This is a genomic window from Streptomyces sp. NPDC040410 (assembly GCF_055595715.1).
This window is the reverse complement of sequence record NZ_JBVIVK010000012.1, coordinates 65,987-91,742: the sequence shown is the minus strand read 5'-3', so window position 1 is coordinate 91,742 and position 25,756 is coordinate 65,987. Positions and strand designations below refer to the sequence as shown.

General features: G+C 71.1%; 21 protein-coding genes, 1 tRNA gene and 1 pseudogene. 6 read left to right on the top strand and 17 right to left on the bottom strand.

Features of this window, described 5'->3' with window-relative positions; all coding sequences use genetic code 11:
* The first annotated feature begins 111 nt into the window (after positions 1 to 111).
* Genes ACZ562_RS23625 through ACZ562_RS23610 form a run of 4 tightly spaced genes read left to right on the top strand, consistent with a single transcriptional unit; the run spans position 112 to position 3,365 of the window.
* Positions 112 to 594: an Lrp/AsnC family transcriptional regulator gene (locus tag ACZ562_RS23625; protein ID WP_471182859.1), complete on the top strand. Its 483-nt coding sequence runs from the start codon at positions 112 to 114 to the stop codon at positions 592 to 594.
* 38 nt (positions 595 to 632) lie between these two features.
* Positions 633 to 1,280: an ABC transporter permease gene (locus tag ACZ562_RS23620; RefSeq protein WP_471182430.1), complete on the top strand. Its 648-nt coding sequence runs from the start codon at positions 633 to 635 to the stop codon at positions 1,278 to 1,280.
* On the top strand, positions 1,273 to 2,556 hold the full coding sequence (locus ACZ562_RS23615; RefSeq protein WP_471182428.1) for an ABC transporter ATP-binding protein: 1,284 nt from the start codon (positions 1,273 to 1,275) through the stop codon (positions 2,554 to 2,556). The genes ACZ562_RS23620 and ACZ562_RS23615 overlap by 8 nt, the downstream gene beginning before the upstream one ends.
* A complete protein-coding gene (locus ACZ562_RS23610; protein ID WP_471182425.1) occupies positions 2,553 to 3,365 on the top strand; it encodes an ABC transporter permease in 813 nt (270 codons plus the stop codon). The genes ACZ562_RS23615 and ACZ562_RS23610 overlap by 4 nt, the downstream gene beginning before the upstream one ends.
* Before the next feature lie 297 nt (positions 3,366 to 3,662).
* On the opposite strand, the gene ACZ562_RS23605 is transcribed toward ACZ562_RS23610, so the two are convergent.
* The 6 genes from ACZ562_RS23605 to ACZ562_RS23580 all read right to left on the bottom strand — a co-directional run bounded on the left by ACZ562_RS23605 (position 3,663) and on the right by ACZ562_RS23580 (position 9,535).
* Positions 3,663 to 4,454 (bottom strand): S16 family serine protease, encoded by a 792-nt coding sequence (locus tag ACZ562_RS23605; protein ID WP_471182423.1) that lies wholly within the window; start codon positions 4,452 to 4,454, stop codon positions 3,663 to 3,665.
* 86 nt (positions 4,455 to 4,540) lie between these two features.
* Entirely contained in the window at positions 4,541 to 5,182 is a 642-nt protein-coding gene (locus ACZ562_RS23600) for an IclR family transcriptional regulator (RefSeq protein ID WP_471182421.1), read from the bottom strand.
* A 306-nt stretch (positions 5,183 to 5,488) separates the two neighbouring features.
* Complete coding sequence (locus tag ACZ562_RS23595) at positions 5,489 to 7,291, bottom strand: DEAD/DEAH box helicase (RefSeq protein ID WP_471182419.1); 1,803 nt, start codon at positions 7,289 to 7,291, stop codon at positions 5,489 to 5,491.
* Between the two features lie 191 nt (positions 7,292 to 7,482).
* The gene (locus tag ACZ562_RS23590) at positions 7,483 to 7,851 is read right to left on the bottom strand and encodes a type II toxin-antitoxin system death-on-curing family toxin (RefSeq protein ID WP_471182417.1); all 369 of its coding nucleotides are present in this window, start codon (positions 7,849 to 7,851) and stop codon (positions 7,483 to 7,485) included.
* Complete coding sequence (locus tag ACZ562_RS23585) at positions 7,851 to 8,048, bottom strand: hypothetical protein (RefSeq protein WP_449349615.1); 198 nt, start codon at positions 8,046 to 8,048, stop codon at positions 7,851 to 7,853. Before ACZ562_RS23585 ends, ACZ562_RS23590 begins: the two co-directional genes overlap by 1 nt.
* A gap of 32 nt (positions 8,049 to 8,080) precedes the next feature.
* Positions 8,081 to 9,535, bottom strand: coding sequence for an MFS transporter (locus ACZ562_RS23580; RefSeq protein WP_471182414.1), 1,455 nt, complete (start codon positions 9,533 to 9,535; stop codon positions 8,081 to 8,083).
* Positions 9,536 to 9,752: 217 nt separating this feature from the next.
* Between ACZ562_RS23580 and ACZ562_RS23575 the strand changes: the two genes are divergently transcribed.
* Positions 9,753 to 9,824 (top strand) — tRNA-Cys (locus ACZ562_RS23575).
* 172 nt (positions 9,825 to 9,996) lie between these two features.
* Here ACZ562_RS23575 and ACZ562_RS23570 read toward each other — a convergent pair.
* The 8 genes and pseudogenes from ACZ562_RS23570 to ACZ562_RS23535 form a co-directional block, all read right to left on the bottom strand.
* Positions 9,997 to 10,851 (bottom strand): hypothetical protein, encoded by an 855-nt coding sequence (locus ACZ562_RS23570; protein WP_471182412.1) that lies wholly within the window; start codon positions 10,849 to 10,851, stop codon positions 9,997 to 9,999.
* A 275-nt stretch (positions 10,852 to 11,126) separates the two neighbouring features.
* On the bottom strand, positions 11,127 to 13,433 hold the full coding sequence (locus tag ACZ562_RS23565) for a xanthine dehydrogenase family protein molybdopterin-binding subunit (protein ID WP_471182410.1): 2,307 nt from the start codon (positions 13,431 to 13,433) through the stop codon (positions 11,127 to 11,129).
* Positions 13,430 to 15,097, bottom strand: a complete 1,668-nt coding sequence (locus ACZ562_RS23560) for a (2Fe-2S)-binding protein (protein ID WP_471182408.1) — start codon at positions 15,095 to 15,097, stop codon at positions 13,430 to 13,432. The genes ACZ562_RS23565 and ACZ562_RS23560 overlap by 4 nt, the downstream gene beginning before the upstream one ends.
* Positions 15,094 to 15,987 (bottom strand): FAD binding domain-containing protein, encoded by an 894-nt coding sequence (locus tag ACZ562_RS23555; RefSeq protein ID WP_471182406.1) that lies wholly within the window; start codon positions 15,985 to 15,987, stop codon positions 15,094 to 15,096. The genes ACZ562_RS23560 and ACZ562_RS23555 overlap by 4 nt, the downstream gene beginning before the upstream one ends.
* A gap of 246 nt (positions 15,988 to 16,233) precedes the next feature.
* Entirely contained in the window at positions 16,234 to 17,862 is a 1,629-nt protein-coding gene (locus ACZ562_RS23550; RefSeq protein ID WP_471182403.1) for a beta-N-acetylhexosaminidase, read from the bottom strand.
* A 1-nt stretch (position 17,863) separates the two neighbouring features.
* Positions 17,864 to 18,082, bottom strand: a pseudogene (locus tag ACZ562_RS23545) (carbohydrate ABC transporter permease); the annotation flags it as partial.
* A 213-nt stretch (positions 18,083 to 18,295) separates the two neighbouring features.
* Complete coding sequence (locus tag ACZ562_RS23540; RefSeq protein ID WP_351570613.1) at positions 18,296 to 18,580, bottom strand: DUF3039 domain-containing protein; 285 nt, start codon at positions 18,578 to 18,580, stop codon at positions 18,296 to 18,298.
* 30 nt (positions 18,581 to 18,610) lie between these two features.
* Positions 18,611 to 19,183, bottom strand: a complete 573-nt coding sequence (locus ACZ562_RS23535; RefSeq protein WP_471182857.1) for a YqgE/AlgH family protein — start codon at positions 19,181 to 19,183, stop codon at positions 18,611 to 18,613.
* A gap of 251 nt (positions 19,184 to 19,434) precedes the next feature.
* Between ACZ562_RS23535 and murA the strand changes: the two genes are divergently transcribed.
* A complete protein-coding gene (gene murA, locus ACZ562_RS23530) occupies positions 19,435 to 20,781 on the top strand; it encodes a UDP-N-acetylglucosamine 1-carboxyvinyltransferase (protein ID WP_471182400.1) in 1,347 nt (448 codons plus the stop codon).
* Between the two features lie 135 nt (positions 20,782 to 20,916).
* On the opposite strand, the gene ACZ562_RS23525 is transcribed toward murA, so the two are convergent.
* The 3 genes from ACZ562_RS23525 to ACZ562_RS23515 form a co-directional block, all read right to left on the bottom strand.
* Positions 20,917 to 21,198, bottom strand: a complete 282-nt coding sequence (locus ACZ562_RS23525; RefSeq protein ID WP_007498188.1) for an HU family DNA-binding protein — start codon at positions 21,196 to 21,198, stop codon at positions 20,917 to 20,919.
* Positions 21,199 to 21,537: 339 nt separating this feature from the next.
* The gene (locus tag ACZ562_RS23520; protein ID WP_471182398.1) at positions 21,538 to 22,953 is read right to left on the bottom strand and encodes an NAD-dependent malic enzyme; all 1,416 of its coding nucleotides are present in this window, start codon (positions 22,951 to 22,953) and stop codon (positions 21,538 to 21,540) included.
* A gap of 400 nt (positions 22,954 to 23,353) precedes the next feature.
* On the bottom strand, positions 23,354 to 25,672 hold the full coding sequence (locus tag ACZ562_RS23515) for a HelD family protein (protein WP_471182395.1): 2,319 nt from the start codon (positions 25,670 to 25,672) through the stop codon (positions 23,354 to 23,356).
* Positions 25,673 to 25,756 lie beyond the last annotated feature (84 nt).

Genomic DNA, 25,756 nt, shown 5'->3' with positions numbered 1-25,756 from the left:
CGCTCCGCCTCGCAAGGTGCGCAATAGTTTGCGTGTTGACTGAACAACATGAGCAGCACAATGCCCGATCCGACGGGCTTTCTGTACAAGATGACCACCAGGAGGCGGGCCATGGCGATCGATCATCTGGACGGGCGGATCATCCTGTTGCTGGCGCGGGAGCCGCGCATCGGGGTGCTGGAGATGTCCCGGCGGCTGGGCGTCGCCCGGGGAACCGTGCAGGCGCGCCTGGACCGGCTTCAGTCGAATGGCGTCATCCGCGGGTTCGGGCCCCAGGTGGATCCGGCGGCGCTCGGCTATCCGGTCACCGCGTTCGCGACGCTGCAGATCCGGCAGGGGCAAGGGCCGGACGTCCGGGCCCACTTGACTACCGTGCCGGAGGTGCTGGAACTGCACACGACCACCGGCAGCGGGGACATGCTGTGCCGGCTCGTGGCCCGCTCCAACGCCGATCTCCAGCGCGTCATCGACCGTGTCGTCGGTTTTGATGGGATCGTCCGGGCCGCCACCGCGATCGTGATGGAGAACCCTGTTCCGCTGCGGATCATCCCGCTGGTGGAGCAGGCGGCGGAGGACCGCGACGGACGGGAGTGAACCGGCCGGTCAGGCCCTCGCACCTGGGGTGAGCGGATATGAGCTTCTGGGAGTACCTGGGCGACCGCCACCGAGAGCTGCTGACGGACGCCTACCAGCACGCGACCGTCGTCTTCGTGTGCATCGTCGCGGCGACGCTGCTCGGCGTGCTGATCGGCCTCGTCACCCGTCGCAGCGAGTGGGCCTGCCGCCTGGCGACCACGGCCTCGTCGGGCGTCCTGGCTGTTCCGTCGCTCGCCGTGATCGGTCTGCTCGTCCCGGTCGTGGGACTCGGCACACCGCCCACGGTGATCGCGCTCACCCTGTTCGGGCTGATGCCGATCGTGCGCACCTCTGTCGCCGGCCTGCGCGGGGTCGACCCGGCGCTGGTGGAGGCGGCGAACGGCATCGGGATGTCCCGGCCGATGCGGCTGGCGCGGGTCGAGCTGCCGCTGGCGTGGCCGCGGGTCCTGACCGGGATCCGGGTCTCGACGCGGATGCTGATGGGCATCGCGGCGATCGCCGCGTACGCCTCCGGCCCCGGACTCGGCAAGGAGATCTTCCGCGGCCTCGCCTCCCCGGACAGCGCGAACGCGCTCAACGAGGTGCTCGCGGGCACGCTCGGGATCGTCGTCCTGGCCCTGCTGTTCGACGGCGTGTACGTCCTGGTCGGGCGGCTGACGATTTCGAGGGGGATCCGTGTCTGAGGACACCACGGGACCTGGCACCGGACCCCCCACCGGACCCGGCACCGGGCCCCCCACCGGAGCGGCCGTCGAGCTGGAGCACCTGACCAAGCGGTACCCCGGGAGTCCGCAGCCCGCCGTCGACAACGTCACCTTGACCATCGAGGCAGGCAAGATCGTCGTCCTGGTCGGCCCGTCCGGATGCGGCAAGTCCACGATCCTCAAGATGATCAACCGGCTGGTCGAACCGAGCGGCGGCCGCGTCCGCGTCGACGGGGCCGATGTCAGCGCCATGGACCCGGTGAAGCTGCGGCGGAGGGTCGGGTACGTGATCCGGTCGAGCGGTCTGTTCCCGCATATGACGGTCGCCCAGAACATCGCGCTCGTCCCGGAGATGACCGGCTGGCCGAAGGCGCGGATCAGGACACGGGTGGAAGAGACGCTCGACCTGGTCGGCCTCGACCCCGGCGATCTGTGGGGCCGTTATCCGCGCCGGCTCTCCGGCGGTCAGCAGCGACGCGTGGGCCTGGCGAGGGCGTTGGCGGCGGATCCGCCGGTACTGCTGATGGACGAGCCGTTCGGCGCGGTCGACCCGATCACCCGCGATCACCTCCAGGACGAGCTGATCAGGCTGCAGAGCGCACTGCACAAGACGATCGTCTTCGTCACCCACGACTTCGACGAGGCGATCAGGCTGGGCGACCGGATCGCCGTGCTGCGCGAACGCTCGCACATCGCGCAGTTCGACACCCCGGAGGCCATTCTCACCAACCCGGCCGACGACTTCGTGTCCGGTTTCATCGGCGCCGGGGCCGCGCTGAAGCGGCTGAGCCTGACCCGCGTACGGGAGGTGGAGATCCCCGCATATCCGACGCTGACGGTCGACGACCCGCTGCAGGAGATCTTCAACAAGCTCCGGACCAGCGGGACGAAGGAGATCCTGCTGCTCGACCAGCGCGGGCGCCCCTACAAGTGGCTCAGACGGGGCGACCTGATGCGCGCCAAGGGCTCGCTGGCCCGGGCCGGGACGCTGGTGAACGACACGGTCACCCGGGACGCGACCCTGCGGGACGCCCTGGAGGCGGTGCTGACCGACAGTGCGGGGCGGGTCGCGGTGACCGGGAGGCGCGGCGAGTACGCCGGGGTCGTCGACGTGGAGACGCTCATGAACTCGGTGCACGAGCTGCTGGAGGCCGACCGGCTGGAGGCGATGGAGGCGCGGCACGCGCTGGAGGACATGCGGGCCGCCCAGACCCACGCCGAGCAGGAGGGCGAGAGCGGAGGGGAGAAGGAGTGAGCACTCCCGAGTGGCAGAGGGAACGAGAGGAACTGGAAGACGGCGAAGCCCCGCCGCCGGCTCCACCCGAACGACGTGTCACCTGGCAGAAGCTGACCTTCCTGCCCGCTTTGCTGGTGGCGTTGCTGCTCGCGACCTGGCTGTGGTTCCGGCAGGCCGATCTGGACCCGGTCGCCGAGCGTGCGCTGTCGAACGGCCGGGTGGCCGAGGCGCTGTGGCAGCACGTCGCACTGACCCTGATCTCCACCTTCTTCGTGCTCGCCTTCGCGATCCCGCTGGGCATCGTGCTCACCCGCGGGACGTTCCGGAAGGCGACCCCGGCGGTGATGACCCTCGCCCGCCTGGGCCGGACGGCCCCGGCGATCGGACTCCTCGGCCTGCTGGTGATCTGGCTGGGCACCGGAAGGAGGGCCGCCCTGATCGCCATGATCATCTATGCCGTCCTGCCGGTGCTGTCGAACACCGTCGCGGGCCTGGAGGCGAACGACCCCACGCTGCTGGAGACCGCCCGCGGCATCGGCATGTCCCCGCGGGAGGTGCTGACACGGGTCGAACTGCCGCTCGCCGTCCCACTGATCCTGGCGGGCGTCCGAACGGCCCTGGTCCTCGACGTCGGTACGGCGACCCTTGCGGCGTTCGGCGGAGGCGGCGGCCTCGGTGAACTGATCGCGACCGGCATCACCACCGACCGGATGCCGGTACTCGCCCTCGGCTCGATCCTCACCGCGGCCCTGGCCCTGCTGCTGGACTGGCTCGCCTCACTGGCCCAACTGCTGCTGCGGCCACGGGGGCTGGGGGCGGGGATGTGACGCGCGGTCGGCCTGCCTCGCCGTCGTTCCGAAGCCGTGGCTCGCGCGGTGGAACCAGCCCGAGAGTGGCGCGCCGGACCCCACGTCCGCGGCATGACCGGCCGGACAGGCCTGGGACCTGTCCGGGCCATCACGGCGGAGGAAGGCGGCGGCGCCCTGTCGGTTCCGGTGAGCGGGGTGTGATGCGTGCAGCTGGAAGGCGGAGGAGGGCGTCGACGCGGAGGGTCGGAAACCGCCAACAACGCGGCAGATGTGCGTGCCACACCCCGCGTCTCCGCCGTGATCGGCCGGACAGTCCTAGCAGCTCGGTACGGAACCCTTCCCCTGCTCCAGCGCCACCAGTGAGTTCACCGCGCTCTTCAGAGTCGTCACCGGGATCAGCCGCAGTCCCTTGGGCAGTTCGGACTCGGCGTCGTCGCACTCGGCCTTCGGCACCAGGAACACCGTCGCCCCGTCCCGCCGCGCGGCCTGCGTCTTCAACGCCACGCCCCCGACCGCGCCGACCCTTCCGTCGGCGTCGATCGTGCCCGTACCGGCGATGGTGCGGCCGCCCGTCAGGTCGCCGCCGCTGCCGTCGCCGTCCAGTTTGTCGATGATGCCGAGGGTGAACAGGAGTCCGGCGCTGGGGCCGCCGACGTCGGCGAGCTTCAGCGTGACCTTGACGTTCTCGTCGCTGAGGCCGAGATAGTTCAGCGCGGCCTCGGTGGCGGCGTCCTGGGACTGCTTCATCTGCTCGGTGTTGTGCCGCTCGATCTCCTTGGTGGTCTGGCCGCTCGGGTAGACCGAGTCACGCGGCATGACCGCCTGGTCCGTGGCGAACCAGGCGTCGATCACGTCGCCGAGCGCCACGTGCGCGTCGGGGCTGGTCGCCTCGATGGTCGTCATCCGCAGCTGCCCGCTCGTCTTGCGGGCCGGCGCGCCGGAGATGGTGATCACCGGGGTGCCCTTGTTCTCGCCGAGGACGTTCGCCGTGATGCCGGGCTGCGCCAGCGAGAACGGCAGCGGCACGAACGCCGCCGTGGCGAGCAGGGCCACGACGGGCAGGGCGCAGACGGCGACGGCCTGGGGGCGTGTGAGGCGAGAGAGCACGGGATCAATCTAACGTGGCGATGACGGCCGGCCCGGGGCCGGTCCGTTCATCCCCGGCCGGTCGAGCTCCTGCGGGGCCGGCCGCTTCAGCGCAGCGCCTCGGCGACCTCCCGCGCGGCGTCGACGACCCTCGGCCCCACCCGCTCCGGCACGGCGTCCGCCAGCATCACGACACCGACGCTGCCCTCGACACCCGCGACACCGAGCAGCGGCGCGGCCGCCCCGCTCGCTCCCGCCTCCAGCTCACCGTGCGTCAGCGTGTAGCCGGGGTCCTGCGGCGGCTTCTGCCGGGCGGAGAGGATCGCCCTGCCCGCGGCCCCCCGGTCCAGTGAATGCCGGAACCCGGCCCGGTATGCCACGTGGTAGTCCGTCCACGACGGCTCCACGACGGCCACGGCGAGCGCGTCCGCCCCGTCCACCAGCGTCAGGTGAGCGGTCGCCCCTATGTCCTCGGCGAGAGACCTGAGCGCGGGCAGCGCCGCCTCACGTACCAGAGGGTGCACCTGGCGGCCGAGCCCCAGCACGCCGAGCCCGACCCGGGCACGTCCGCCCAGGTCACGCCGTACGAGGGCATGTTGTTCCAGTGTGGCGAGCAACCGGTACACAACGGTCCGGTTCACGCCCAGTTTGTGGGAAAGCTCGGTGACGGTCAGCCCGTGGTCCGTATCGGCGAGCAGCTTGAGGACGCGCAGTCCCCGGTCGAGCGTCTGAGAGGTCTCCGCGGTCACGACGCCCACTCCTTAGTGGTGAGGTCGGCAGCCTCCGCCGCGGCGGTTGCGTCACGGAGTCCCGTCAGTGACGCGCGTCAGAGGCCGCCGATCGGCTGGCGGCCCGGCCTTGTCCGGACCGCGTCGCTTCACGGCTGCGCTCCGCGGCGGCGCTGCCACGGGGCGTGTGCGTAGCGGGACAGTAGCGAAGCAGGTTCGCTGAGCGGAAGGCTCCGTCCAGAATCCGGGCAGCACTCAGCGCGGACTCGCTCCGTTTGCCCCTGTATGTACGGCATACGCGCGGTTCATTACTCCGGGTAACAACCGTCACCGCATGCGCGTGGCCCACTCCTGCACCTTCGCGATCCGCTGCCGCAGCTGCCCGGCCGTGGCCTCGGCGCTCGGCGGGCCCCCGCACACGCGCCGCAGCTCGGTGTGGATGACCCCGTGCGGCTTGCCGCTCTGGTGGACGTACGCGCCGACCATCGTGTTGAGCTGCTTGCGCAGCTCCATCAGCTCCTTGTGCGTGACCACCGGCCGGCGCTCGGCCGGCAGTTCGAGCAGGTCGGCCTCGGTGTCCGGCTTCTTGCGGCTGTGCGCGATCTGCCGGGCCTGCCGCTTCTGCAGCAGCAGCTGGACCTGGTCGGGCTCGAGGAGCCCCGGAATCCCGAGGTAGTCCTGCTCCTCCTCGCTTCCCGGGCGGGCCTGCATGCCGAACTCGGCGCCGTCGTAGAGGACGCGGTCGAAGACGGCCTCGGACTCCAGGGCCTCGAAGGCGAACTGCTCCTGCTCGCCGGTGTCCTCGTCCTGTTCCTTGTTCGCCTCCTCCATCTCCTTCTCGGACTCGGCGTACGGGTCCTCCTCGCCCTCCTTCCTCGGCTTGTCGAGGGCGTGGTCCCGCTCGACCTCCATCTCGTTCGCGAAGGTCAGCAGGTCGGGAACGGTCGGCAGGAAGACGGAGGCGGTCTCCCCGCGCCGCCGGGACCGCACGAATCGGCCGACGGCCTGCGCGAAGAACAGGGGGGTCGAGATCGTGGTGGCGTACACGCCCACCGCCAGCCGGGGCACGTCCACGCCCTCGGAGACCATGCGGACGGCGACCATCCAGCGGTCGTTGCTGCTGCTGAACTCGTCGATCCGGTCGGACGCGCCGGCGTCGTCGGACAGGACGAGGGTCGCCCTGTGGCCGGTGATCTCACGGATGAGCTTGGCGTACGCCCGGGCCGAGTCCTGGTCCGAGGCGATGACGAGCGCGCCGGCGTCCGGGATGCCCTTGCGGACCTCGGTCAGCCGCTGGTCGGCGGCGCGCAGCACGCTCGGCATCCACTCGCCGCGCGGGTCGAGGGCGGTGCGCCAGGCCTGGCTGACGGCGTCCTTGGTCATGGGCTCGCCGAGCCGGGCGGCGATCTCGTCGCCGGCCTTGGTCCGCCACCGCATGTTGCCGCTGTAGGACAGGAAGATGACAGGCCGGACGACGTGGTCGGCCAGCGCGTTCCCGTACCCGTAGGTGTAGTCGGCGGCGGACCGCCGGATCCCGTCGTTCCCTTCCTCGTACGTCACGAAGGGGATGGGGTTGGTGTCGGACCGGAACGGCGTACCGGTGAGCGCGAGGCGCCGGGTGGCGGGCTCGAAGGCCTCCAGGCAGGCCTCGCCCCACGACTTCGAGTCACCGGCGTGATGGATCTCGTCGAGAATCACCAGGGTCTTGCGCTGCTCGACCCGGTTGCGGTGCAGCATGGGCCGCACCCCCACACCCGCGTACGTGACGGCGACGCCCTGGTACGCCTTGCCGAGCGGACCCGCGCTGTACTCGGGGTCCAGCCGGATGCCTATCCGGCCGGCCGCCTCGGCCCACTGCTTCTTCAGGTGCTCGGTCGGCGCGACCACGGTCACCTGCTGCACGACGTGGTGGTGCAGCAGCCAGGAGGCGAGCGTCAGCGCGAAGGTCGTCTTCCCGGCGCCGGGCGTCGCGACCGCGAGGAAGTCACGCGGCTGCTCCTGGACGTACTTCTCCATCGCACCCTGCTGCCAGGCACGCAGCTTGCTGGCGGTGCCCCAGGGGGCACGGCCGGGGAAGGCGGGAGAGAGGTGGTGGGAGTGTGAGGTGGAGGAGGCGGCGGTGGTAGTCACGGTCTCCGTTTGGGGGTCGAATCAAAGGGGCCGCGCGCAGCGCGTCGGGCAGGGCGGTGGGTGACGGGCGGGCGGCTCGGCTGGGTATGACAACCGGGCCACCCTACCGGCGGCCCGCCGCCGCCAAGGCACGGACGAGGCTGTGCGGCCCACGGGTGGGACCCACGTCACAGAGCGCGTGCGGCGCCGAGTCAGCGTGCGAAGCGCGGCAACCGGGTTGCGATCTTGGGTACGTCCAAGGCGCCCTGGCAGCCGTCCAGCACGAACCGCTCGGCCTCGTCGACGTCGAAACCCGGGTCCAGTGGGTGACCGTTCAGGTGCAGAAAGACCCAGGTCGCGTACCAGGCGATGCGCTTGTTGCCGTCGACGAGGGCGTGATTGCGGGCCAGGGACTCCATCAGTGCCGCGGCTTTCTGCCACACGTCCGGATAGGCGTCCTGCCCGAAAACGCTCGACTGTGGACGTGCGAGGGCCGAGTCCAGCAGCCCGTAGTCGCGTACCTCGTCCGCCCCGAGCCGCTGAGCGAGGTTCAGCAGCTCGGGCAGCGTGAGGTGGTGCATCAGGCGAGCCTCCGGTTCAGCTCGGCGCTGGCCTTCAGCACATGCTCGGCGGCCTCGTCGAACAGCCGCGAGTGTTCGTTTACGGCCGCGATCACCGCGTCGTGCGCGAAGGCCTGCATGCTGCGGCCCTCCGCCGCCGCACGCTCACGCAGCGCGTCGAGTTCCTCGTCCGTGAACCGCAGGTTCAGTCCAGCCATGCCTCGACGGTACTGCGCGGTACCACGCGGTGTCACCGGGATTCCGCCCGCAGCCGCGTCGTCACCCAAGCCCCCACCAGCGCCACCCCCGCCATCGGCAGGAACACCGCTACGAAGGCGGCCGGATGCGAACCGGAGGCTTCGGTCGCCGCGTGGGTGACGGTGCCGCCGCCGAGGGCCGCGAACGCCGCGCCGCCCGCAGCCAGCAGCAGCACATTGGAGAGACCGTCGGAGATCTGCAGGGCGGCCGAGTTGGAGCCGGCCTCCGCGGGCGCGGAGAGCTGCAGCAGAAGAACGCTGGTGGAGGAGACCACCAGGCCCATCCCGAAACAGCCGAAGCCCCAGGCGACGGCCACGGTCCAGGCGGGCACGGAGTCGATCAGCACACTCGGCGCGGCGGCGATCGCGCCGGCCACCAGGAGCATGCCCAGCGCCATCAGGCGCTCCCGGTACGGCTCCAGCCGCGCCCGCGACTGCACCCATGAGCCCAGCGCCCACGTGCCCCCGCCGGCCGCGAGCGAGAACCCGGCGAGCGTCGGGGACAGCCCCCGCTGGGTGACCAGCATCAGCGGCACGAAGGACTCGGCGGCGATGAAGGAGCCCGCGGCGACACCGCGCAGCAGCACCACCGACGGCAGCCCGCGCGCCGCCCGCCAGGTGCCGCGCGGCAGCAGCCCCAGCACGGCCGGCACGAGCAGCGCGGCCCCCGCGACGGCGGGCAGCAGCGACAGCCACCGCAGGTCCTGGGCGGCGTACTGGAGCAGCCCGGCGCCGAGGGAGATACCGAGGGCCAGCCGAGTACGACGCCGGCCGAAGGAGGTGCCCTCGGCGCAGCCGTCCACGGCCCCGGACGCCCGGCGCCGTATCTGCGGCAGGGCCAGCGCCAGCGGGAACACCACGAGCCCGGGGATCCCGATGAACACCCAGCGCCAGCCGAGGTGTTCGGTCACCGCGCCCGCCGCGAGCGGACCGACGACCGAGGGAACGACCCAACTCGCCGCGAACGCCGCCATGATCGACGGTCGCAGCCGCTCCGGATAGGCGCGCCCGACGACGACGTACAGCGCGACGATCACCAGACCGCCGCCGAGCCCCTGCACGGCCCTTCCGGCGATGAACAGCCACATCGCGGTCGCGGTCCCCGCGAGCAGCAGTCCGGCGGCGAAGGCTGCGATGCCCGTGGTCAGCGCACCTAGTGGCCCTCGCCGGTCCGACCACTGACCGGAGAGCACCATCCCGAACAGGCTCGTCGTGAAGTACCCGGAGAACGCGAACGCGTACAGCGGTACCCCGTCCAACTCCCGTGCCGCGACCGGCATCGCCGTCCCCACGGCGGTCGCCTCGAACGCGATGAGCAGCACGACGGAGACGATCCCGATGCTCAGCGCCCGATACGAACGACCGAGCACGCTCTCGTCGCGCTCGGCGTCCGAGCGCGGGTCAGGGGTGTCCGCGACATCGGTGCCACGGGGTTCCAGGACGGCCATGGTCGCCAGCGTAAGGGCCAAGACCCACTGTGACCCCTGTCGGTGGTCTGCCTCCGCCTGAGACCTTGGTCGTACGACCAAGGAGGGACACGACCTCCTTTGTGAACGCCGTATGGCAGTCCCATTGCAGCCCCCGCGCCGCCCTTGAGCCCTCTCCCCGCCCCGCCGTACGGTCGTTTCACGGAGTTCGGAACGGAGTGCCGAGCTCCACCGACTTGACCGTGTGCCCGAGTGGTTCAGGGGCTCGCCTGCAAAGCGAGTTACGTGGGTTCGAATCCCGCCACGGTCTCAACTGCCTTGACCAGGCACAACAAAGGGCGGCACCCTCGGAGGGTGCCGCCCTTCCGGTCGTCCGTCTCAGTACCCGTCTCAGTTGGCCGGTACGAGGGCGCCCAGGGGGTGCCGCCGCCGGACCCTGGAAACGGAGCGTCAGCCACCGCGTCCCCGGCCCTGCTCCGGTCTCAGATCCTGACGCGGACTTCCTTGCGGACCCTGGCGGTCTGCTCTGCCGCGTATTCCATGTCGACGGGCATGCCGAGCGTCGCTCTCGCCGTTTCGACGTGTATCACGACACCCAGAGTGCTGTTGTCGCCCCAGATGCACACCGGCACGCTGACGTCTTTCGATTTACCCGGGGAGTCCTCAGCCACAGAAGCGCCCTTGAGCCTGTTCTCCTGGCACTTGAGGACCGCGCCATCGAGCTCACCGGGTGTGTAGGCCTTCGGGCTGCCGACGAGGTCGCTCCCGTCATCCGCCGTGTCGTTTTTCTTCATCTCGTCGAAGAAGGCGTCGATGACCGCCTCGGGGTCGTCGATCTCGCCGTAGGCGCCCGAGAGCTGGAGCGTACGCAGGGTCCCCGGATGGTCCACGTCCCCGGCCTCGTAGTTGGCGTTCACGCCATGGGCGTTCTTGACGCCGTACTTCGCCGCCTCCTGCTTGTCCTTCTTGTCGAAGACGTCGCTTTGCACTCTCTTGTACTCGGAAAGCAGCGTCGCAGGCGTCGTCAGCTTGTGCGGTCCGTCGTCCGCGATATCCGAACCGCTGCCGCTGCCGCCTATCACGAAGTAAGCGCCGACCGCGATCGTCGCCATGACCGCCACCGCGCCGATGATGAGGCCTGTCCACTTGCCGCCACGCGGGGCCGGAGGCATCGGCGCGCCGCCGTACGGGGCGTGGGCGTAGGGCAACTGGTGGCCGTACGGTCCGGGCTGCTGGGGCTGTCCGCCGTACGGGGCGTGGGCGTAGGGCAACTGGTGGCCGTACGGTCCGGGCTGCTGGGGCTGTCCGCCGTACGGGCCCGGCTGGTTGTAGCTCACTTCTGGGTTTCCCTCCAGGGTGACGGCGCGGACCTACCCGGTCTCCCGCGGACTCCGGCAACGTCATCGTCCCGGCCTGTGCGCAGTGGCTCTCCGGTGACGCACGGTCCATCCTCGATCAAGTGGACGCCGAAGAAATGGGTAGAACTACGCAATCGGCTACGTATGTTCGCCGGCCGCGGAGTTGCCGCAGTGGCATCCTCCCCAATGATCCAGCTTTGTGCCCCGGGGGCTGTCGCCTGTCCGGGGCGGTCAACCGACGGGGACTGCGGCGCTCACTGGCCCGTCACGACGGCGGCCTGCGGCCGGATCGGCAGCCGGTTCACGGGCCGGCCCGTGGCGGCCCGAACGGCGGAGGCGATCGCGGCCGGAGAGGTCACGACCGGCACCGCGCTCACCGACTTCGCGCCGAAGGGGGCGACGACGTCCCGTTCCTCCACCAGCTTGACGATCCGGACGTCGGGAGCGTCGAGCGCGGTGGGCAGCGCGTACCCGGTGAGGTCGGGGTGGCGGACCAGCCCGCGCGCGGAGCGCAGGTGCTCCGTCAGCGCGATGCCCACGCCCTGGGTGACGCCCGCCTCGATACGGGCCGCCAGCTGGGTGGGGTTGAGCACTCGGCCGACGTCCTGGGCGAGCGCCAGCTCGACCACCCGTACCGAGCCCAGTTCGATGTCGACGTCCACCACGGCACGGATCGCGCAGAAGGCCAGGCCCACGAAGGCGTCGCCCTGGCCGGCCGCGTCCAGCGGTTCGGTCGGGTGCGGGCGGCACTGGGCGGTGGCCCACAGCTCCTTGCCGTCCATGGCCTCGGTGACCGTGGTCGACAGCACACCGTCGTACGACGTGATCTTGCCGTCGGTGATCTGGAGCAGTTCGGTGGACATGCCGAACTTGTGCGCCAGGGGCTGGAGCAGTTGCGTGCGGACCATCTTGGCGGCCCGTTCCACGGCGCCGCCGGACACCCAGGTGTGGCGTCCGCGGCAGCCCGCGCCGGCCGGTGGCTGGTCGGTGTCGACCGGTACCACGTGCACCTCGTCGATGCCGAGGGTCTCCTGCACGATCTGGCGCGCGAGCGTGGTGAAGCCCTGGCCGGTCTCCACGGCCGCGCAGAGCACGGTCGCGGCCCCGTCGTGGACCTTCACCGTCGCCGTCGAGACCTCGTCCGCGCCCTCCGCGCCCAGCATGTGAACCATGCCCAGGCCGTAGCCGACGCCCCGGCGCACCGCACCCGGTTCGCCCGCGCCCTCGGGACCTCCGGGCAGCAGCCACTCGTCCTCGGGGGTGTCCTTGGGCAGCGCCGGGAGAGGGAAGTCCCGTACCGCCTGCAGGAGTTCGGCGACCGGTGCCGGGCAGGTCACCGTCTGGCCGGTCGGGAGCACGTCGCCCGTGGCCATGGCGTTGCGCAGACGCAGTTCGGCCGGGTCGAGGGCGAGCTTCTTCGCCAGCTTGTCCATCTGCGCCTCGTAGGCGGCGCACACCTGCATGGCACCCTCACCGCGCACATGGCCGGAGGGCGGGTTGTTGGTGCGTACGGCCCAGCCCTCGATGAACGCGTTCGGGACGACGTACGGCCCGCAGGCGAACGCCACGGCGGCGGCCAGCGCCTCCGACGAGGTGTCCGCGTACGCGCCCGCGTCCAGCAGGATCTGTGCCTCGACCTTCACCAGTCGGCCCTCGGCGTCCGCGTGGTGCCGGTAGCGGAGCAGGGTGGGATGCCGGTGCGCGTGTCCCAGGAAGGACTCTTCGCGTGTCGCGGTCAGCTTCACCGGGCAGCCGGTCCTGAGCGCCAGCAGACCGAGCGGGAGCTGGAAGCCCTGGTCCTCGCGGTCGGCGGTGGCGCCGGGCACACCGGTGACGACGACCTTCACGCGCTCGGGCTCCAGGCCGTAGCAGGCGGCGGCCGCGTCGCGGTCGGTGTGCGGGTCCGTGGAGGCCAGGTACAGCTCGACGCCGCCGTCGGGACGGGGCACGGCGAGGCCGGCCTCGGCGCCGATGGGTGCCGGGTCCTGGCGGCCGATGCGGTACAGGCCCTCGACGACGACGTCGCCGGCCGCCTCCGGGTCGCCGTGGTGCAGCGGGATGTGCCGGATCAGGTTGCCGTCGGGGTGCAGCGGCTCGGCCTCGAAGGCCTGCTCGGGGTCGGTCACCGGGTCGAGTACTTCGTATTCGACGATGACGGCGGCGGCGGCCATGCGCGCGGTGTCGGGGTGGTCCGCGGCGACGGCCGCGATGGGCTCCCCGTGGTGGCGTACGACCTCGGAGGCGAACAGGGGACGGTCGGCCTTGCCGCGGCCGTGCTGCGGGCTGCCGGGAACGTCCTCGTGCGTGATGACGGCCCGTACGCCGGGCATCTCGCGCGCGTGGGTGGTGTCGATGGACACGATGCGCGCGTGCGCGTGCGGGGAGCGCAGCACGGCCGCCCAGAGCAGGCCCTCGGCCCACAGGTCGGCCGCGTACGGGAAGGTGCCCTCGGTCTTGGCGCGGGCGTCGGCGGGGGGCAGTGAGGCGCCGATGCCGTGCGGGATCGCGTCGGGGGCGGGGGCTGCCTCCGCGGTGGTCGCGGTGGCGGCTTCGTTGCTCACGCCTGGCCTCCGTCCGGTCCGTACGCCTGGTCATGCGGTCCCCGGGACCCGGGCGGCTCGAAAGCCGACGGGTTGACGCCGCCGGCTCCCGGGCCCGCCTGGTGGGGGATCCGTACCTCGTCGTCCTGTCCGGGTGCGCCGGCCTTGCCGTACGCCTCGCGTTCGGCGACGACCTCCTTGACGGCCTCGACGACGCCCCGGTAGCCGGAGCAGCGGCACAGGTTGCCGCACAGGGCCTGGCGGGTCTCCAGCTCGGTCGGCGCCGGGTTGCCCTCCAGGAGGTCGTGCACGGTCATCGCCATGCCCGGCACGCAGAAACCGCACTGCACCGCGCCGCACTCGGCGAGCGCCCGCTGCACGTCCGAGGGCTGACCGTCCACGGCCAGGCCTTCGACGGTACGGACCTCGCTGCCGGCCGCGGTCACGGCCGGCACCAGGCAGGACGCGACGAGCCGTCCGTCGACCTGGACGTTGCAGGCCCCGCACTCGCCCTGTGAGCAGCCGTCCTTGGCGCCCGCGAGACCGAGCCGCTCGCGCAGCACGTAGAGCAGCGACTCGCCGACCCAGGCGTCGCTGACGGGCCGTTCGGTGCCGTTGACACTCAGCACGTAGGAGGCCAGGGGGTGTTCTTCGCCCGGGGGCGCGGGGGCGTCGTCCGGAGCCGCGGACTCGGCGTCCTCCACGGGCTCCTCGGCGGCCTCCGGTCCGGATTCCGCGCCGTCGGCTGCCGGGCCGGGCCCCGCGAGCGGCTCGGCGGCCCCCTCAGTGCCCTCTGCGTCCCGTTGGGCGGCCTCGGCGTGCTCCGGAGCGTCACCGGTCCCGTGGGCGGCCTGTGAGCCGTCCACGGCGGCTTCGGCGGGTGTGACCGCGTACGGCTCGGAGTCGTGCGCCCGCGGCTGCTCGGAGGCGTCCGCCGCCGGGCCCCGCTCCGCGGGCTGCTCCGGCATGTGCTGGACCGGCCGGCCACCGGTGTGGGCCGCCGGCTCGGGTGCGTGTCCGGCGTCCGTCGGCGGGGCGTGCGCGTGCTCGGGATCCGTGGTGTGCGTGTGCCCGGGTCCCGCCTCGGTGGCCTGCTCGGCCGCCGGGGTCTGCTGCCCCCAGGGCTGCCCCGCCTGCGTCGCCCAGGGCGCGGGCGCGCCGCCGGGGAGCGTGGCGGGGGGTGTGCCGCCCCACTGTTCGACCAGCGAGGACGTGGTGAACTCGCCGGATTCGTCCGGGATGTCGCCGCCCGCGACGGGGATCGACCACTGGCCGGTGACGTCGTGACCCGGCGCCTCCCGGGTCTCGTCCGGCGCGGCCTCCTCGAAGGTCCACTGGCCGGTGGTCCCCGGGTTGTACGCGAACCGGTCGTTCCCGGCGCCCTGTCCGTCCTGGGGCACCGCGTTCGGGTCGGGCCACTGGGTTCCGCCGGCGGGCATCGTCCAGGTCCCCGTGGCCGCCGGGTCTGTCCCGGCGCTCGTGGCGGGAGCGACCGTTATCTGGGGCGGCACGTATCCGTGGCCCGGCGCTGCGAGCGGACTGTCGGCGGAGGCCAGGAGGGCGTCGATGCCCCCTTCGGGGAGTTTCACGAAGGCGGTGGCGCCGTCGTCGTAGTCACCCTGGGGCAGCGGGTCCCAGCGGGCGCCGCTCCTGGGTGTGTCCTCTCCGTGCTGGTCGTCGGTCACGACAGCGCCCTCCCCAGTGCTCGTCGGGCCAGCGCGGCGACGGTGCGCCGCAGGTGCAGTACGGCGGGCGGAAGCTGTTCCACGGAGCCGTCCTCGGCGGGGACCGGGTCGGGGATGCATGCCGCGGCGACGTACTCCCCGAACGCGCTCAGTGCCTCCGGGACGATCGCGCGGTTGTTGTCCCAGTCGATGAGCCGGGCCACCCACTGTTCGGCCTCCAGGGGCCGCAGGGGCATCGGCGCTATGGCGCCGACGGCGCACCTGACTCCGCGCCGGGCCGGGTCGAGGACCAGCGCGACGGACGCCATGGCGCGCCCCGGACCGGTGCGGCCGGTCGCCTTCAGGAAGACCTGCGGCGCGTGCAGCAGCGGCACGCGCACGTAGCCGATGAGTTCGCCGCCGCGCAGCATGTCGACGCCGGCCAGCAGATGCGACACCGGGATCTCCCGGCGGGCTCCGCCCTGGCCCGCGATGATCAGTGTCGCCTCCAGGGCGGCCAGAACCGGGAGCGTGTCCCCGGTGGGGGCCGCCGAGGCGATGTTGCCGCCCAGGGTGCCCGCGTTGCGGATCTGCGGCGGGCCCGCGGCGCGCGCGCCGGCCGCGAGCGCCGGGATGAGCGCGGCGAAGTCGGGGCGGCCCATCCGCGCGTGTGTGAGGCCCGCGCCGAGGAGGGCGTGACCGTCCTGGTACTGCCAGCCGCGGATCTCGCTGATCCGGCCGAGGCCGACCAGGGCGGCGGGCCTGAGCTGCCCGGAGTTGACGGCGGCCATGAGGTCGGTGCCGCCCGCCACGGGCACGGCGGCGGGCATGGCGGCGAGTGCCGCCACTGCCTCGTCCAGCGTCGTGGGCAGCGTGACGGCCTGCGCCGCCTGCGGTGCGTGCGTGGTCAAACCGGCTGCCCCTTCCCGCTGCCCCACCTGGTCCCATCTGGTCCCACCTGTGTTGCCGTACGGTACGTGCTGACAGGGCGGACGTGGCAACTCTGGCACATCTTCGCAAGACCCGAAGACAGGGGTCCGCTAGGCGGCATTCGCCCCCCTCACCAGGGAGATAGTCCGTTTTCGCACGCCATCACCCGTGCGTTCCGATTGACACTCTTCGGTGACCCTTGGGGGCTTTTTCCAGTGCCTGTTCCCCTACCTGTTCGGGGGCGGCCCCTCGATCGGGCGGCCTGTCACCCCGGGCCGCTTCTGCCACGGCAGGGGGCCGGTGGGCGGCCGGTAGGCGACGCCCAGGGCGTCAAGTCGCCGGTAATGGGCGGCCATCCGCCGCTCGAAGTCGGCGAAGTCCCGCTCGCCGGGGGCCGGCAGCGGACTCCAGGCCACCTCGGCGAAGGCCGCGAGCCGGGGGAACGTCTGGTAGTCCACCCGCGCGTGGTCCTCCATCACCTCGGTCCACACGTTGGCCTGCGTGCCCAGCACGTGCCCGGCCTCCTCCGGAGTCAGCTCCGGTGGGACGGGTTCAAACCGGTAGACGTCCTCCAGGGTGCGCACGTACCCGATGGGCACCGGCTCGTCCGCGCCGCCGTCCTGCCGGTGGTCCAGGTACACCTGCTGCTCGGGGCACATGACGACGTCGTGGCCGGCCCTCGCGGCGGCGATGCCGCCCTGGTACCCGCGCCAGGACGACACGGCAGCCCCTTCGGCGAGGCCGCCCTCCAGGATCTCGTCCCAGCCGATGAGCCTGCGCCCGCGCGCGGCCAGCCACTTGTCGAAGTGGCCGATGAACCACGACTGCAGTCCGTCCTCGTCCGCGAGCCCGAGTTCCTTGATCCGCGCCTGCGCGGCCGGGGACTGCCGCCACTGGTCCTTGAGGCATTCGTCACCCCCGACGTGAACGAACTCCGAAGGGAACAGGCCGAGGATTTCCTCGAACACCCCCTCGTAGAAGCGCAGGGTGTTGTCAGTGGGGGCGAGTACGTTCGGAGAGATCCCCCAGTTGTCCAGGACGGAGAGGGAGTTGGTGTCGATGACGTCGGTGTTGCCCAGTTCCGGGTACGCGGCGATGGCGGCCTGCGAGTGCCCGGGCACGTCGATTTCCGGGACGACGGTGATATGCCGGTCGGCGGCGTAGGCGACGATCTCCCGGATGTCGTCCTGGGTGTAGAAGCCACCGTGCGGCTTCTCCTCCCACAGCGGCGAGGCACGATGACCGAATTTCGTGCGCGCCCGCCAGGACCCGGTCTCGGTGAGCTTCGGGTGGCGCTTGATCTCGACGCGCCAGCCCTGGTCGTCCGTGAGATGGAAGTGGAAGACGTTCAGTTTGTGCACGGCCATCAGGTCCAGGTAGCGCAGCACGCCGTCCTTGGGCATGAAGTGCCGGGCCACGTCGAGCATGAGACCGCGCCAGCGGAAGCGGGGGGAATCCCGGACGTTGATGAGCGGCAGCCGCCGGTTGCCGCCCGGCAGCGGCGCGCGCCGGAAGGCATCCGGGCCGAGCAGTTGACGCAGTGTCTGGGCGCCCCAGAAGAGGCCGGCCCGGCCGCCGCCCACCAGGTGCACGCCTGTGGGCATGACGGCGAGACGGTATCCCTCGTCACCGAGGTCCTCGGTGACCGCCGGGTCGATGGACAGGCGGATGACGTCGTCCCCCTCCCCCGCGCCAGGGGCGAGCGGGAGGCCGGTGGCCGCGCCCAGCGTGGCCCGCAGCCAGCGTTCCGTCCGCTGCGTGCCGTCGCCCGCGGCCAGCCCGGTTTCCGGACTCAGTTCGAAGCAACGGGCTCCGCGGGTCGTCACCTGACCGGGCCCGGGAATCACGTCCACCACGTCAGTCCTTAACCGCTCCGCCCAGCCCGGAGACCAGCCGTCGCTGTACGAGTACGAAGAAGACCAGCACCGGAATCGTCATCACCGTCGACGCGGCCATCACACCGCCCCGGTCCGGCTCGTCCGGCTCGTCCGGCTCGAAGAACACCAGCAAGGGCATCGGCAGGGTCGGCTGGGACGTGTCGCTGATGATGAAGGACTTGGCGAACAGGAAGTCGTGTGGAGCGACCCTCCGGGCGTTGCAACATACGCAATGGCCGTTTTGCTCTGCACAACACTCTGGAGGCTGGGGACTGGACGAACATGCCGACAAGAGGTCTCCATCACTCTGTGACCCCGCGACGCACCCGTGCAACGACGGAAACGGCAAAGGCCCCCGAAGCGCGTCAAAACGCGCCCAGAGGGCCTCGCGGATCTCGGAGGGGAGGAAGGACTACTTGTCGCCGCCCTTGCCCTTGTCGCCACCGCCGGCACCCATGGACTCGTAGATCTCCTTGCACATGGGACACACGGGGTACTTCTTCGGGTCGCGGCCCGGCACCCACACCTTGCCGCACAGCGCCACGACGGGAGTCCCGTCCAGGGCGCTCGCCATGATCTTGTCCTTCTGGACGTAGTGGGCGAAGCGCTCGTGATCGCCGTCGCCGTGGGACACCTGTGGCGTCGGCTCTACGAGGGTCCCCGTACCAGTCCCGCGCTCGGGCTCAAGAGTGCTCATAGAAGCCAGGGTACTGAAAGCTCACGTGCATCAGTTGAGCGAAGCGTCGTCCGGATACGTGGCCACCATCGCCAGTTCGTTGCGCTGACGGCGCAGGACCTCGCGCCAGAGTCGTTCCGGCGACGGGGAGGAGACGTCGCCGGGCTCCGACTCGACGACGTACCAGGCGCCCTCCACCAGCTCGTCCTCCAGCTGGCCGGGGCCCCAGCCGGCGTATCCGGCGAAGATGCGCAGCGAGCCGACCGCGGAGGCCAGGAGTTCCGGCGGGGCCTCCAGGTCGACCAGACCGATCGCGCCGTGCACCCGGCGCCAGCCCAGTGGAGCCCCGTCGACGGTCGCGCCCCCCGGGATGACGGCGACCCCGAGGGCCGAGTCCAGGGACACCGGGCCGCCCTGGAAGACGACGCCGGGTTCACCCGTCAGCTGCGCCCAGCCCTCCAGGATGTCTCCGACGTCCACCGGGGTGGGACGGTTGAGGACGACACCGAGGGAGCCCTCCTCGTCGTGGTCGAGAAGGAGCACCACCGCACGGTCGAAGTTCGGGTCCGCCAGGGCGGGCGTTGCCACGAGCAGCCGCCCTGTGAGCGAGGACACCTCGGTCATGGCAGACATGATCCCGCATCTTCCCGTCAAAGGGGGAGGCAATGGGGGTACGGGAGTGAACGCAGCTCAGGGCGGAAGGAAGCGTCCCCGGCGCACGGACCACCCGGTGACCCCATGTGCCCGGAGCGGAACGGTTCGTGTTGTGACACAGCTATGACGTTTCTGGGTCGTCCCCGGGCTTACTGAAGGGGGGTGGGCGGCGATTACCCTTTCCCTTCTGGCCCTGCCCCACTTACCGGAACGCGAGATACATGACCGTCAACGGCTCTGACGACGTACTGCTTGTCCACGGCGGATCCCCGCTGGAGGGCGAGATCCGTGTCCGTGGTGCGAAGAACCTCGTACCGAAGGCCATGGTCGCCGCCCTGCTGGGCGATGAGCCGAGTCGGCTGCGCAACGTTCCGGACATCCGAGACGTGCGAGTCGTACGCGGCCTCCTGCAATTGCACGGGGTGACGGTCCGTCCGGGTGACGAGCCGGGTGAGCTGGTGATGGACCCGTCGAACGTGGAGAGCGCGGACGTCGCGGACATCGACGCGCACGCGGGTTCGAGCCGTATCCCGATCCTGTTCTGCGGTCCCCTGCTGCACCGTCTGGGGCACGCGTTCATCCCCGGTCTCGGCGGCTGCGACATCGGCGGGCGGCCGATCGACTTCCACTTCGAGGTGCTGCGGCAGTTCGGCGCGCGGATCGAGAAGCGGGAGGACGGCCAGTACCTGGAGGCTCCGCAGCGGCTGCGCGGCACGAAGATCCAGCTGCCCTACCCGTCCGTGGGCGCCACCGAGCAGGTGCTCCTGACGGCCGTCCTCGCGGAGGGCGTCACCGAGCTCTCGAACGCGGCCGTGGAGCCGGAGATCGAGGATCTCATCTGCGTGCTGCAGAAGATGGGTGCCATCATCGCGATGGACACCGACCGCACCATCCGCATCACCGGTGTGGACAGGCTCGGCGGCTACACCCACCGCGCCCTCCCGGACCGCCTGGAGGCCGCCTCCTGGGCGTCCGCGGCGCTCGCGACCGAGGGCGACATATACGTCCGCGGCGCCCAGCAGCGCTCGATGATGACGTTCCTGAACACCTACCGGAAGGTGGGCGGCGCCTTCGAGATAGCGGACGAGGGCATCCGCTTCTGGCACCCCGGCGGCCACTTGAAGTCCATCGCGCTGGAGACGGACGTCCACCCCGGCTTCCAGACGGACTGGCAGCAGCCGCTGGTCGTCGCCCTGACGCAGGCGACGGGGCTGTCCATCATCCACGAGACGGTCTACGAGTCCCGCCTCGGCTTCACCTCCGCGCTCAACCAGATGGGCGCCCACATCCAGCTCTACCGCGAGTGCCTCGGCGGCTCCGACTGCCGCTTCGGCCAGCGCAACTTCCTCCACTCGGCCGTCGTCTCGGGCCCGACCAAGCTCCAGGGCGCCGACCTGGTCATCCCCGACCTCCGCGGCGGCTTCTCGTACCTCATCGCCGCACTGGCCGCCCAGGGCACGTCCCGCGTCCACGGCATCGACCTCATCAACCGCGGCTACGAGAACTTCATGGAGAAGCTCGTTGAGCTGGGCGCGAAGGTCGAGCTGCCGGGCAAAGCGCTCGGGTAGGTCCGGCCCGGCCGGCGTTCGAGGCCAGGTGTGGGAGCGACCACGATGGGGCGGCACCCGGAATCGAATCCGGGTGCCGCCCCATCAGCGTTACCTACGAGCCGTACGCCGTCCCGTGGCATACGGACGGCAAGGTCACTTGCCCTTGGCCGCTTCCTTGAGCTTCGAGCCCGCGGAGACCTTGACGCTGTAGCCGGCCGGGATCTGGATCGGGTCGCCGGTCTGCGGGTTGCGCGCGGTGCGAGCGGCACGGTGGGTGCGCTCGAAGGTCAGGAAGCCGGGGATGGTGACCTTCTCGTCGCCCTTGGCGACGACCTCGCCGACGGTCTCGGCGAACGCGGCCAGAACGGCGTCAGCGTCCTTGCGGGTCACCTCGGCGCGGTCGGCCAGCGCGGCCACCAGCTCACTGCGGTTCATGTTGTTACTCCCGTGTTCTTCTTACCGTTGAGGCGTGCCACGCGGCGGAGCCGCATGTCGGGCACAGCGAAGCCGATGCTGCCAGGGTCCTCGGACAGGCCCCGGACCCGGGTCCGTCGCCAGACCCTCGCGCCCAGGGACGCATCCTGCCCCTACCTGCGGCGGGAAAGCCAATCCGGCACCCGTTGGAGTCGTGAGAACACCCTTGGGAGTCACACGAAAAGAGGGCCCGAGCCTGGCCGACACAATAAACGTCGGCCACGAGGGCCGGGTTCCACGACGCGCCGATTTCAGGCCCGTCGTGGCGATGCTCACAGCCCCCGCATATCAACCAGACGGCTACGAATCGGCCGACGCCGTCTTCGCCGCTTCCCGGACCGCCCCGGCGACCGCTCCCGCGACCTTGTCGTTGAAGACGCTCGGGATGATGTAGTTCGGGTTCAGCTCGTCTTCGGTCACCACGTCCGCGAGGGCGGTCGCGGCGGCCAGCATCATCTCGGTGTTGACCGTGCGGGACTGCGCGTCCAGGAGGCCGCGGAAGACCCCCGGGAAGACCAGCACGTTGTTGATCTGGTTCGGGAAGTCGGAGCGTCCGGTGGCGACAACCGCCGCCGTCTGGCGGGCGATTGCCGGGTCGACCTCGGGGTCCGGGTTCGCGAGCGCGAACACGATCGCACCGTCGGCCATGGCGGCCACGTCGTCGCCGTCGAGGACGTTCGGGGCGGAGACACCGATGAAGACGTCCGCGCCGCGCACGGCCTCCTTCAGCGTGCCCGTCAGGCCCTCGGGGTTGGTGTTGTCGGCGATCCAGCGCAGCGGCGAGTCGGCGGCGGCCTCGACGAGGTCCTCGCGGCCGGCGTGAACGACACCGTGGATGTCGGCGACGACGGCGTTCTTGACGCCCGCCGCGATCAGCAGCTTGAGGATGGCCGTGCCGGCCGCGCCGGCGCCGGACATGACGACGCGGATGTTCTCGATCGCCTTGCCCGCGACGCGAAGTGCGTTGGTGAGCGCGGCGAGGACGACGATCGCCGTGCCGTGCTGGTCGTCATGGAAGACCGGGATGTCGAGTGCCTCGCGCAGCCGCGCCTCGATCTCGAAGCAGCGGGGCGCGGAGATGTCCTCGAGGTTGATGCCGGCGAACCCGGGGGCGATCGCCTTCACGATCTCGACGATCGCGTCGGTGTCCTGCGTGTCCAGGCACAGCGGCCACGCGTCGATGCCGGCGAACCGCTTGAAGAGGGCCGCCTTGCCCTCCATGACCGGCAGCGCGGCCTTGGGGCCGATGTTGCCGAGGCCCAGCACCGCCGAGCCGTCCGTCACGACCGCAACGGAGTTGCGCTTGATGGTGAGGCGGCGGGCGTCCTCGGGGTTCTCGGCGATCGCCATGCAGACGCGGGCCACACCCGGCGTGTAGACCATGGAGAGGTCGTCACGGTTGCGGATGGGGTGCTTGGACTGCATCTCGATCTTGCCGCCGAGGTGCATGAGGAACGTACGGTCCGAGACCTTGCCGAGGGTGACGCCCTCGATGCCGCGCAGCTTCTCGACGATCTCGTCGGCGTGGCCGGTCGAGGTGGCCGCGATGGTGACGTCGATCCGGAGCTTCTCGTGACCGGATGCGGTGACGTCGAGGCCGGTCACCGAGCCTCCGGAGGACTCCACGGCGGTGGTGAGCTGCGAGACGGCGGTTCCGCTCGCGGGCACCTCCAGCCGGACCGTCATCGAGTAGGAGACGCTGGGCGCCGTTGCCATGGCCGACTTCCTCTGCTTTCACGTGTACTGCGTGCACTGCGTGCACTGCGGCTGCCGCGTTGTACCGCGCGTAGCGCGTGGGGTGCGGGTTGCCGTCCGATCGTCGCACCTACCCCTGAGTACGTGAAAGCCGCCCGGGGTTGCGATCGTTTTGTTCACAACGAAAGAGGCCCGCGTCACATCGTGACGCGGGCCTCCGGGATGCTCAGTGACACCGACCCGCCATGCTCGCCTCGCGGCAAGTGGTCGCTCGTAGCGACGAAGGTTGGGCCCGGGGGCTTGGATCGGGCCGGTGCCACACCCAGGCTAACAAACGGATCCCGTAAGGCCATTCCCATCCCGGGAGTCCGTGTGGATCAACCCGCGACCGGCCCCCGACCGGCCCCCGACCTGTCGCGGGTCAGTCCCGGAGGAGATCCGGAACCCCACTCGCGTCCGGTTCATCCCGTTTGTCGGAGACGACCGTCAGCTGCTGGGTCGCCCGGGTGAGCGCCACGTACAGCACACGCAGCCCCGCGGGCGACTCGTCCGCGATCTCGGCCGGGGAGACGACGACCGTGGCGTCGTACTCCAGGCCCTTCGCCTCCAGGCTGCCCAGTGCCACCACCCGGTCGCCGAGCCCGGCGAGCCAGCGCCTGGCCTCGTCGCGGCGGTTCATGGCGACGACGACGCCGACGGTGCCGTCGACGAGGTCGAGGAGCCGGGCCGCCTCCGCGCGGACGGTCTGCGCCGGGGAATCCCGTACGACAGTGAAGTGGGGCCGGACGCCGGTCGAGCGGACGGCTGACGGGGACGGGGAGCCCGGCATCGCCAGCGCCAGCACCTTCGCCGCCAGCTCGGCGATCTCGGCCGGGTTGCGGTAGTTCACTGTCAGCTCGAAGCGGCGGCGCGGGCGCGTGCCCAGGGCCTCGTCGCGGGCCTGGGCCGCCTCGTCCGGGTCGGACCACGAGGACTGGGCCGGGTCGCCGACGATCGTCCAGGTGGCGTGCCGGCCGCGCCGGCCGACCATGCGCCACTGCATAGGGGTGAGGTCCTGGGCCTCGTCGACGATGACGTGGGCGTACTCGACGCGCTCCTGCGCCAGCCGCTCGGCCCGCTCGCGCTGCGACTCCTCGCGCACGGGCATCAGCTCCTCCAGGCCGGTGAGCTGGTCGAGCGGGTCCAGCTCACGCCGCTTCTTCGGACGGGCCGGGGAGCCGAGGATCGCCTGGAGCTCGTCGAGCATGGCGATGTCGTGCACGGAGAACCCGTCGCGCCTGAGCGAGCGGGCCGTCCTGCGGACCTCGCCGGGGTTGAGAATGCGCCGGGCCCAGCGTCCGAGACGCCGTTCGTCGGCCATCGTCTCCAGGACGGCCCTCGGGGTCAGCTCGGGCCACCAGGCGTCCAGGAACCCGATGAAGCTGTCCTCCGAGCTGACGTCCTCGTCGAAGGAGGAGCGCAGCTCGGCGGCCAGCTCGGGGTCCGCGTGCCGGCCGGCCGCGCCGGACTGCGCCCACAGGGCGTCGAGCAGCAGCCTGCGGGCACGGGGGCGGAGCAGATTGACCGGCGCGGTGCCGCCGAGGGCGCTGTGGCGGATGCGGTTCAGCTCCTCGGCCTCCAGCTCCAGGCGCCGTCCGAAGGCGACGACCCGGAGCCGGGCGGGTGAATCGTTCAGCTCGAGAGCTCCGCGCGCGGCCTTCCGCAGCACCTTGAGCATGCGGTACGACCCCTTGGCGCGGGCCACGGACGGGGAGTCGTACAGCGTGGCCTCGGCGCCGGCCGCATCGTCGGCGAGTGAGCCGATCGCGCGGATGGCGACCTGGCCCTCCTCACCGAGAGAGGGCAGCACGCCCTCGGTGTACGCCACCAGCAGCGGGGTCGGCGAGACGATGAGGATGCCGCCCGCGTACCGGCGCCGGTCCTGGTAGAGGAGGTAGGCCGCCCGGTGCAGGGCGACGGCCGTCTTGCCGGTGCCGGGGCCGCCCTCCACGTATGTCACGGAGGCGGCGGGGGCGCGGATCACCAGGTCCTGTTCGGCCTGGATGGAGGCGACGATGTCCCTCATGGTGTGGCTGCGGGCCTGGCCGAGGGCGGCCATCAGGGCGCCGTCGCCGATGACGGGCAGCCGGTGGCCGTCGAGGTACGCGGTCAGCTCGGGCCGCATCAGGTCGTCCTCGACACCGAGGACGCGGCGGCCCTTGGAGCGGATGACGCGACGGCGGACGACCCGGCCCGGGTCGACGGGGGTCGAGCGGTAGAACGGGGCCGCGGCCGGTGCCCGCCAGTCGATCACCAGCGGGGCGTAGTCCTCGTCGAGGACGCCGATGCGGCCGATGTGCAGGGTCTCGGCGATGTCGGCGGTGTTGTCGGGCCGCACGGTCCCTTCCGCGGGTTCCACGGCGGTGTAGGCGCCGTCGGGTCCCTTTTTGCCGTCCTTGCCGAGCAGCAGGTCGATCCGGCCGAAGAGGAAGTCCTCGAACTCGTTGTTCAGGCGGTTGAGGTGGACGCCGGCCCGGAAGACCTGAGCGTCCCGCTCAGCCAGCGCGCCCGGCGTGCCGACGTGCCCGCGCTTGGCCGCGTCGTTCATGAGGAACTCGGCCTCGTGGATCTTCTCCTCGAGCCGCCGGTACACCCGGTCCAGGTGTTCCTGTTCCACGCTGATCTCTCGGTCCCGCACCGAATCCTGTACGGCGTCCTGAACCGAGCCGACCGCGGTTTCCTGCTGAGCCTGAGCGGCCACCGGGCCCCCTTCTGACGTGCTGGGCAGCCGTCAACCGTACGCGAAGGGGACCCCCGGAGGCTACGGACCTGCCCGACGTATCCC

Excerpts from the sequence above, each read along its gene's own strand:
- ACZ562_RS23585 (WP_449349615.1), bottom strand. The coding sequence starts at position 8,048 with ATGGCTGGACTGAACCTGCGGTTCACGGACGAGGAACTCGACGCGCTG.
- murA (WP_471182400.1), top strand. The coding sequence starts at position 19,435 with ATGACCGTCAACGGCTCTGACGACGTACTGCTTGTCCACGGCGGATCC.
- ACZ562_RS23590 (WP_471182417.1), bottom strand. The coding sequence starts at position 7,851 with ATGCACCACCTCACGCTGCCCGAGCTGCTGAACCTCGCTCAGCGGCTC.
- ACZ562_RS23620 (WP_471182430.1), top strand. The coding sequence starts at position 633 with ATGAGCTTCTGGGAGTACCTGGGCGACCGCCACCGAGAGCTGCTGACG.
- ACZ562_RS23540 (WP_351570613.1), bottom strand. The coding sequence starts at position 18,580 with ATGAGCACTCTTGAGCCCGAGCGCGGGACTGGTACGGGGACCCTCGTA.
- ACZ562_RS23525 (WP_007498188.1), bottom strand. The coding sequence starts at position 21,198 with ATGAACCGCAGTGAGCTGGTGGCCGCGCTGGCCGACCGCGCCGAGGTG.
- ACZ562_RS23625 (WP_471182859.1), top strand. The coding sequence starts at position 112 with ATGGCGATCGATCATCTGGACGGGCGGATCATCCTGTTGCTGGCGCGG.
- ACZ562_RS23535 (WP_471182857.1), bottom strand. The coding sequence starts at position 19,183 with ATGACCGAGGTGTCCTCGCTCACAGGGCGGCTGCTCGTGGCAACGCCC.
- ACZ562_RS23580 (WP_471182414.1), bottom strand. The coding sequence starts at position 9,535 with ATGGCCGTCCTGGAACCCCGTGGCACCGATGTCGCGGACACCCCTGAC.
- ACZ562_RS23520 (WP_471182398.1), bottom strand. The coding sequence starts at position 22,953 with ATGGCAACGGCGCCCAGCGTCTCCTACTCGATGACGGTCCGGCTGGAG.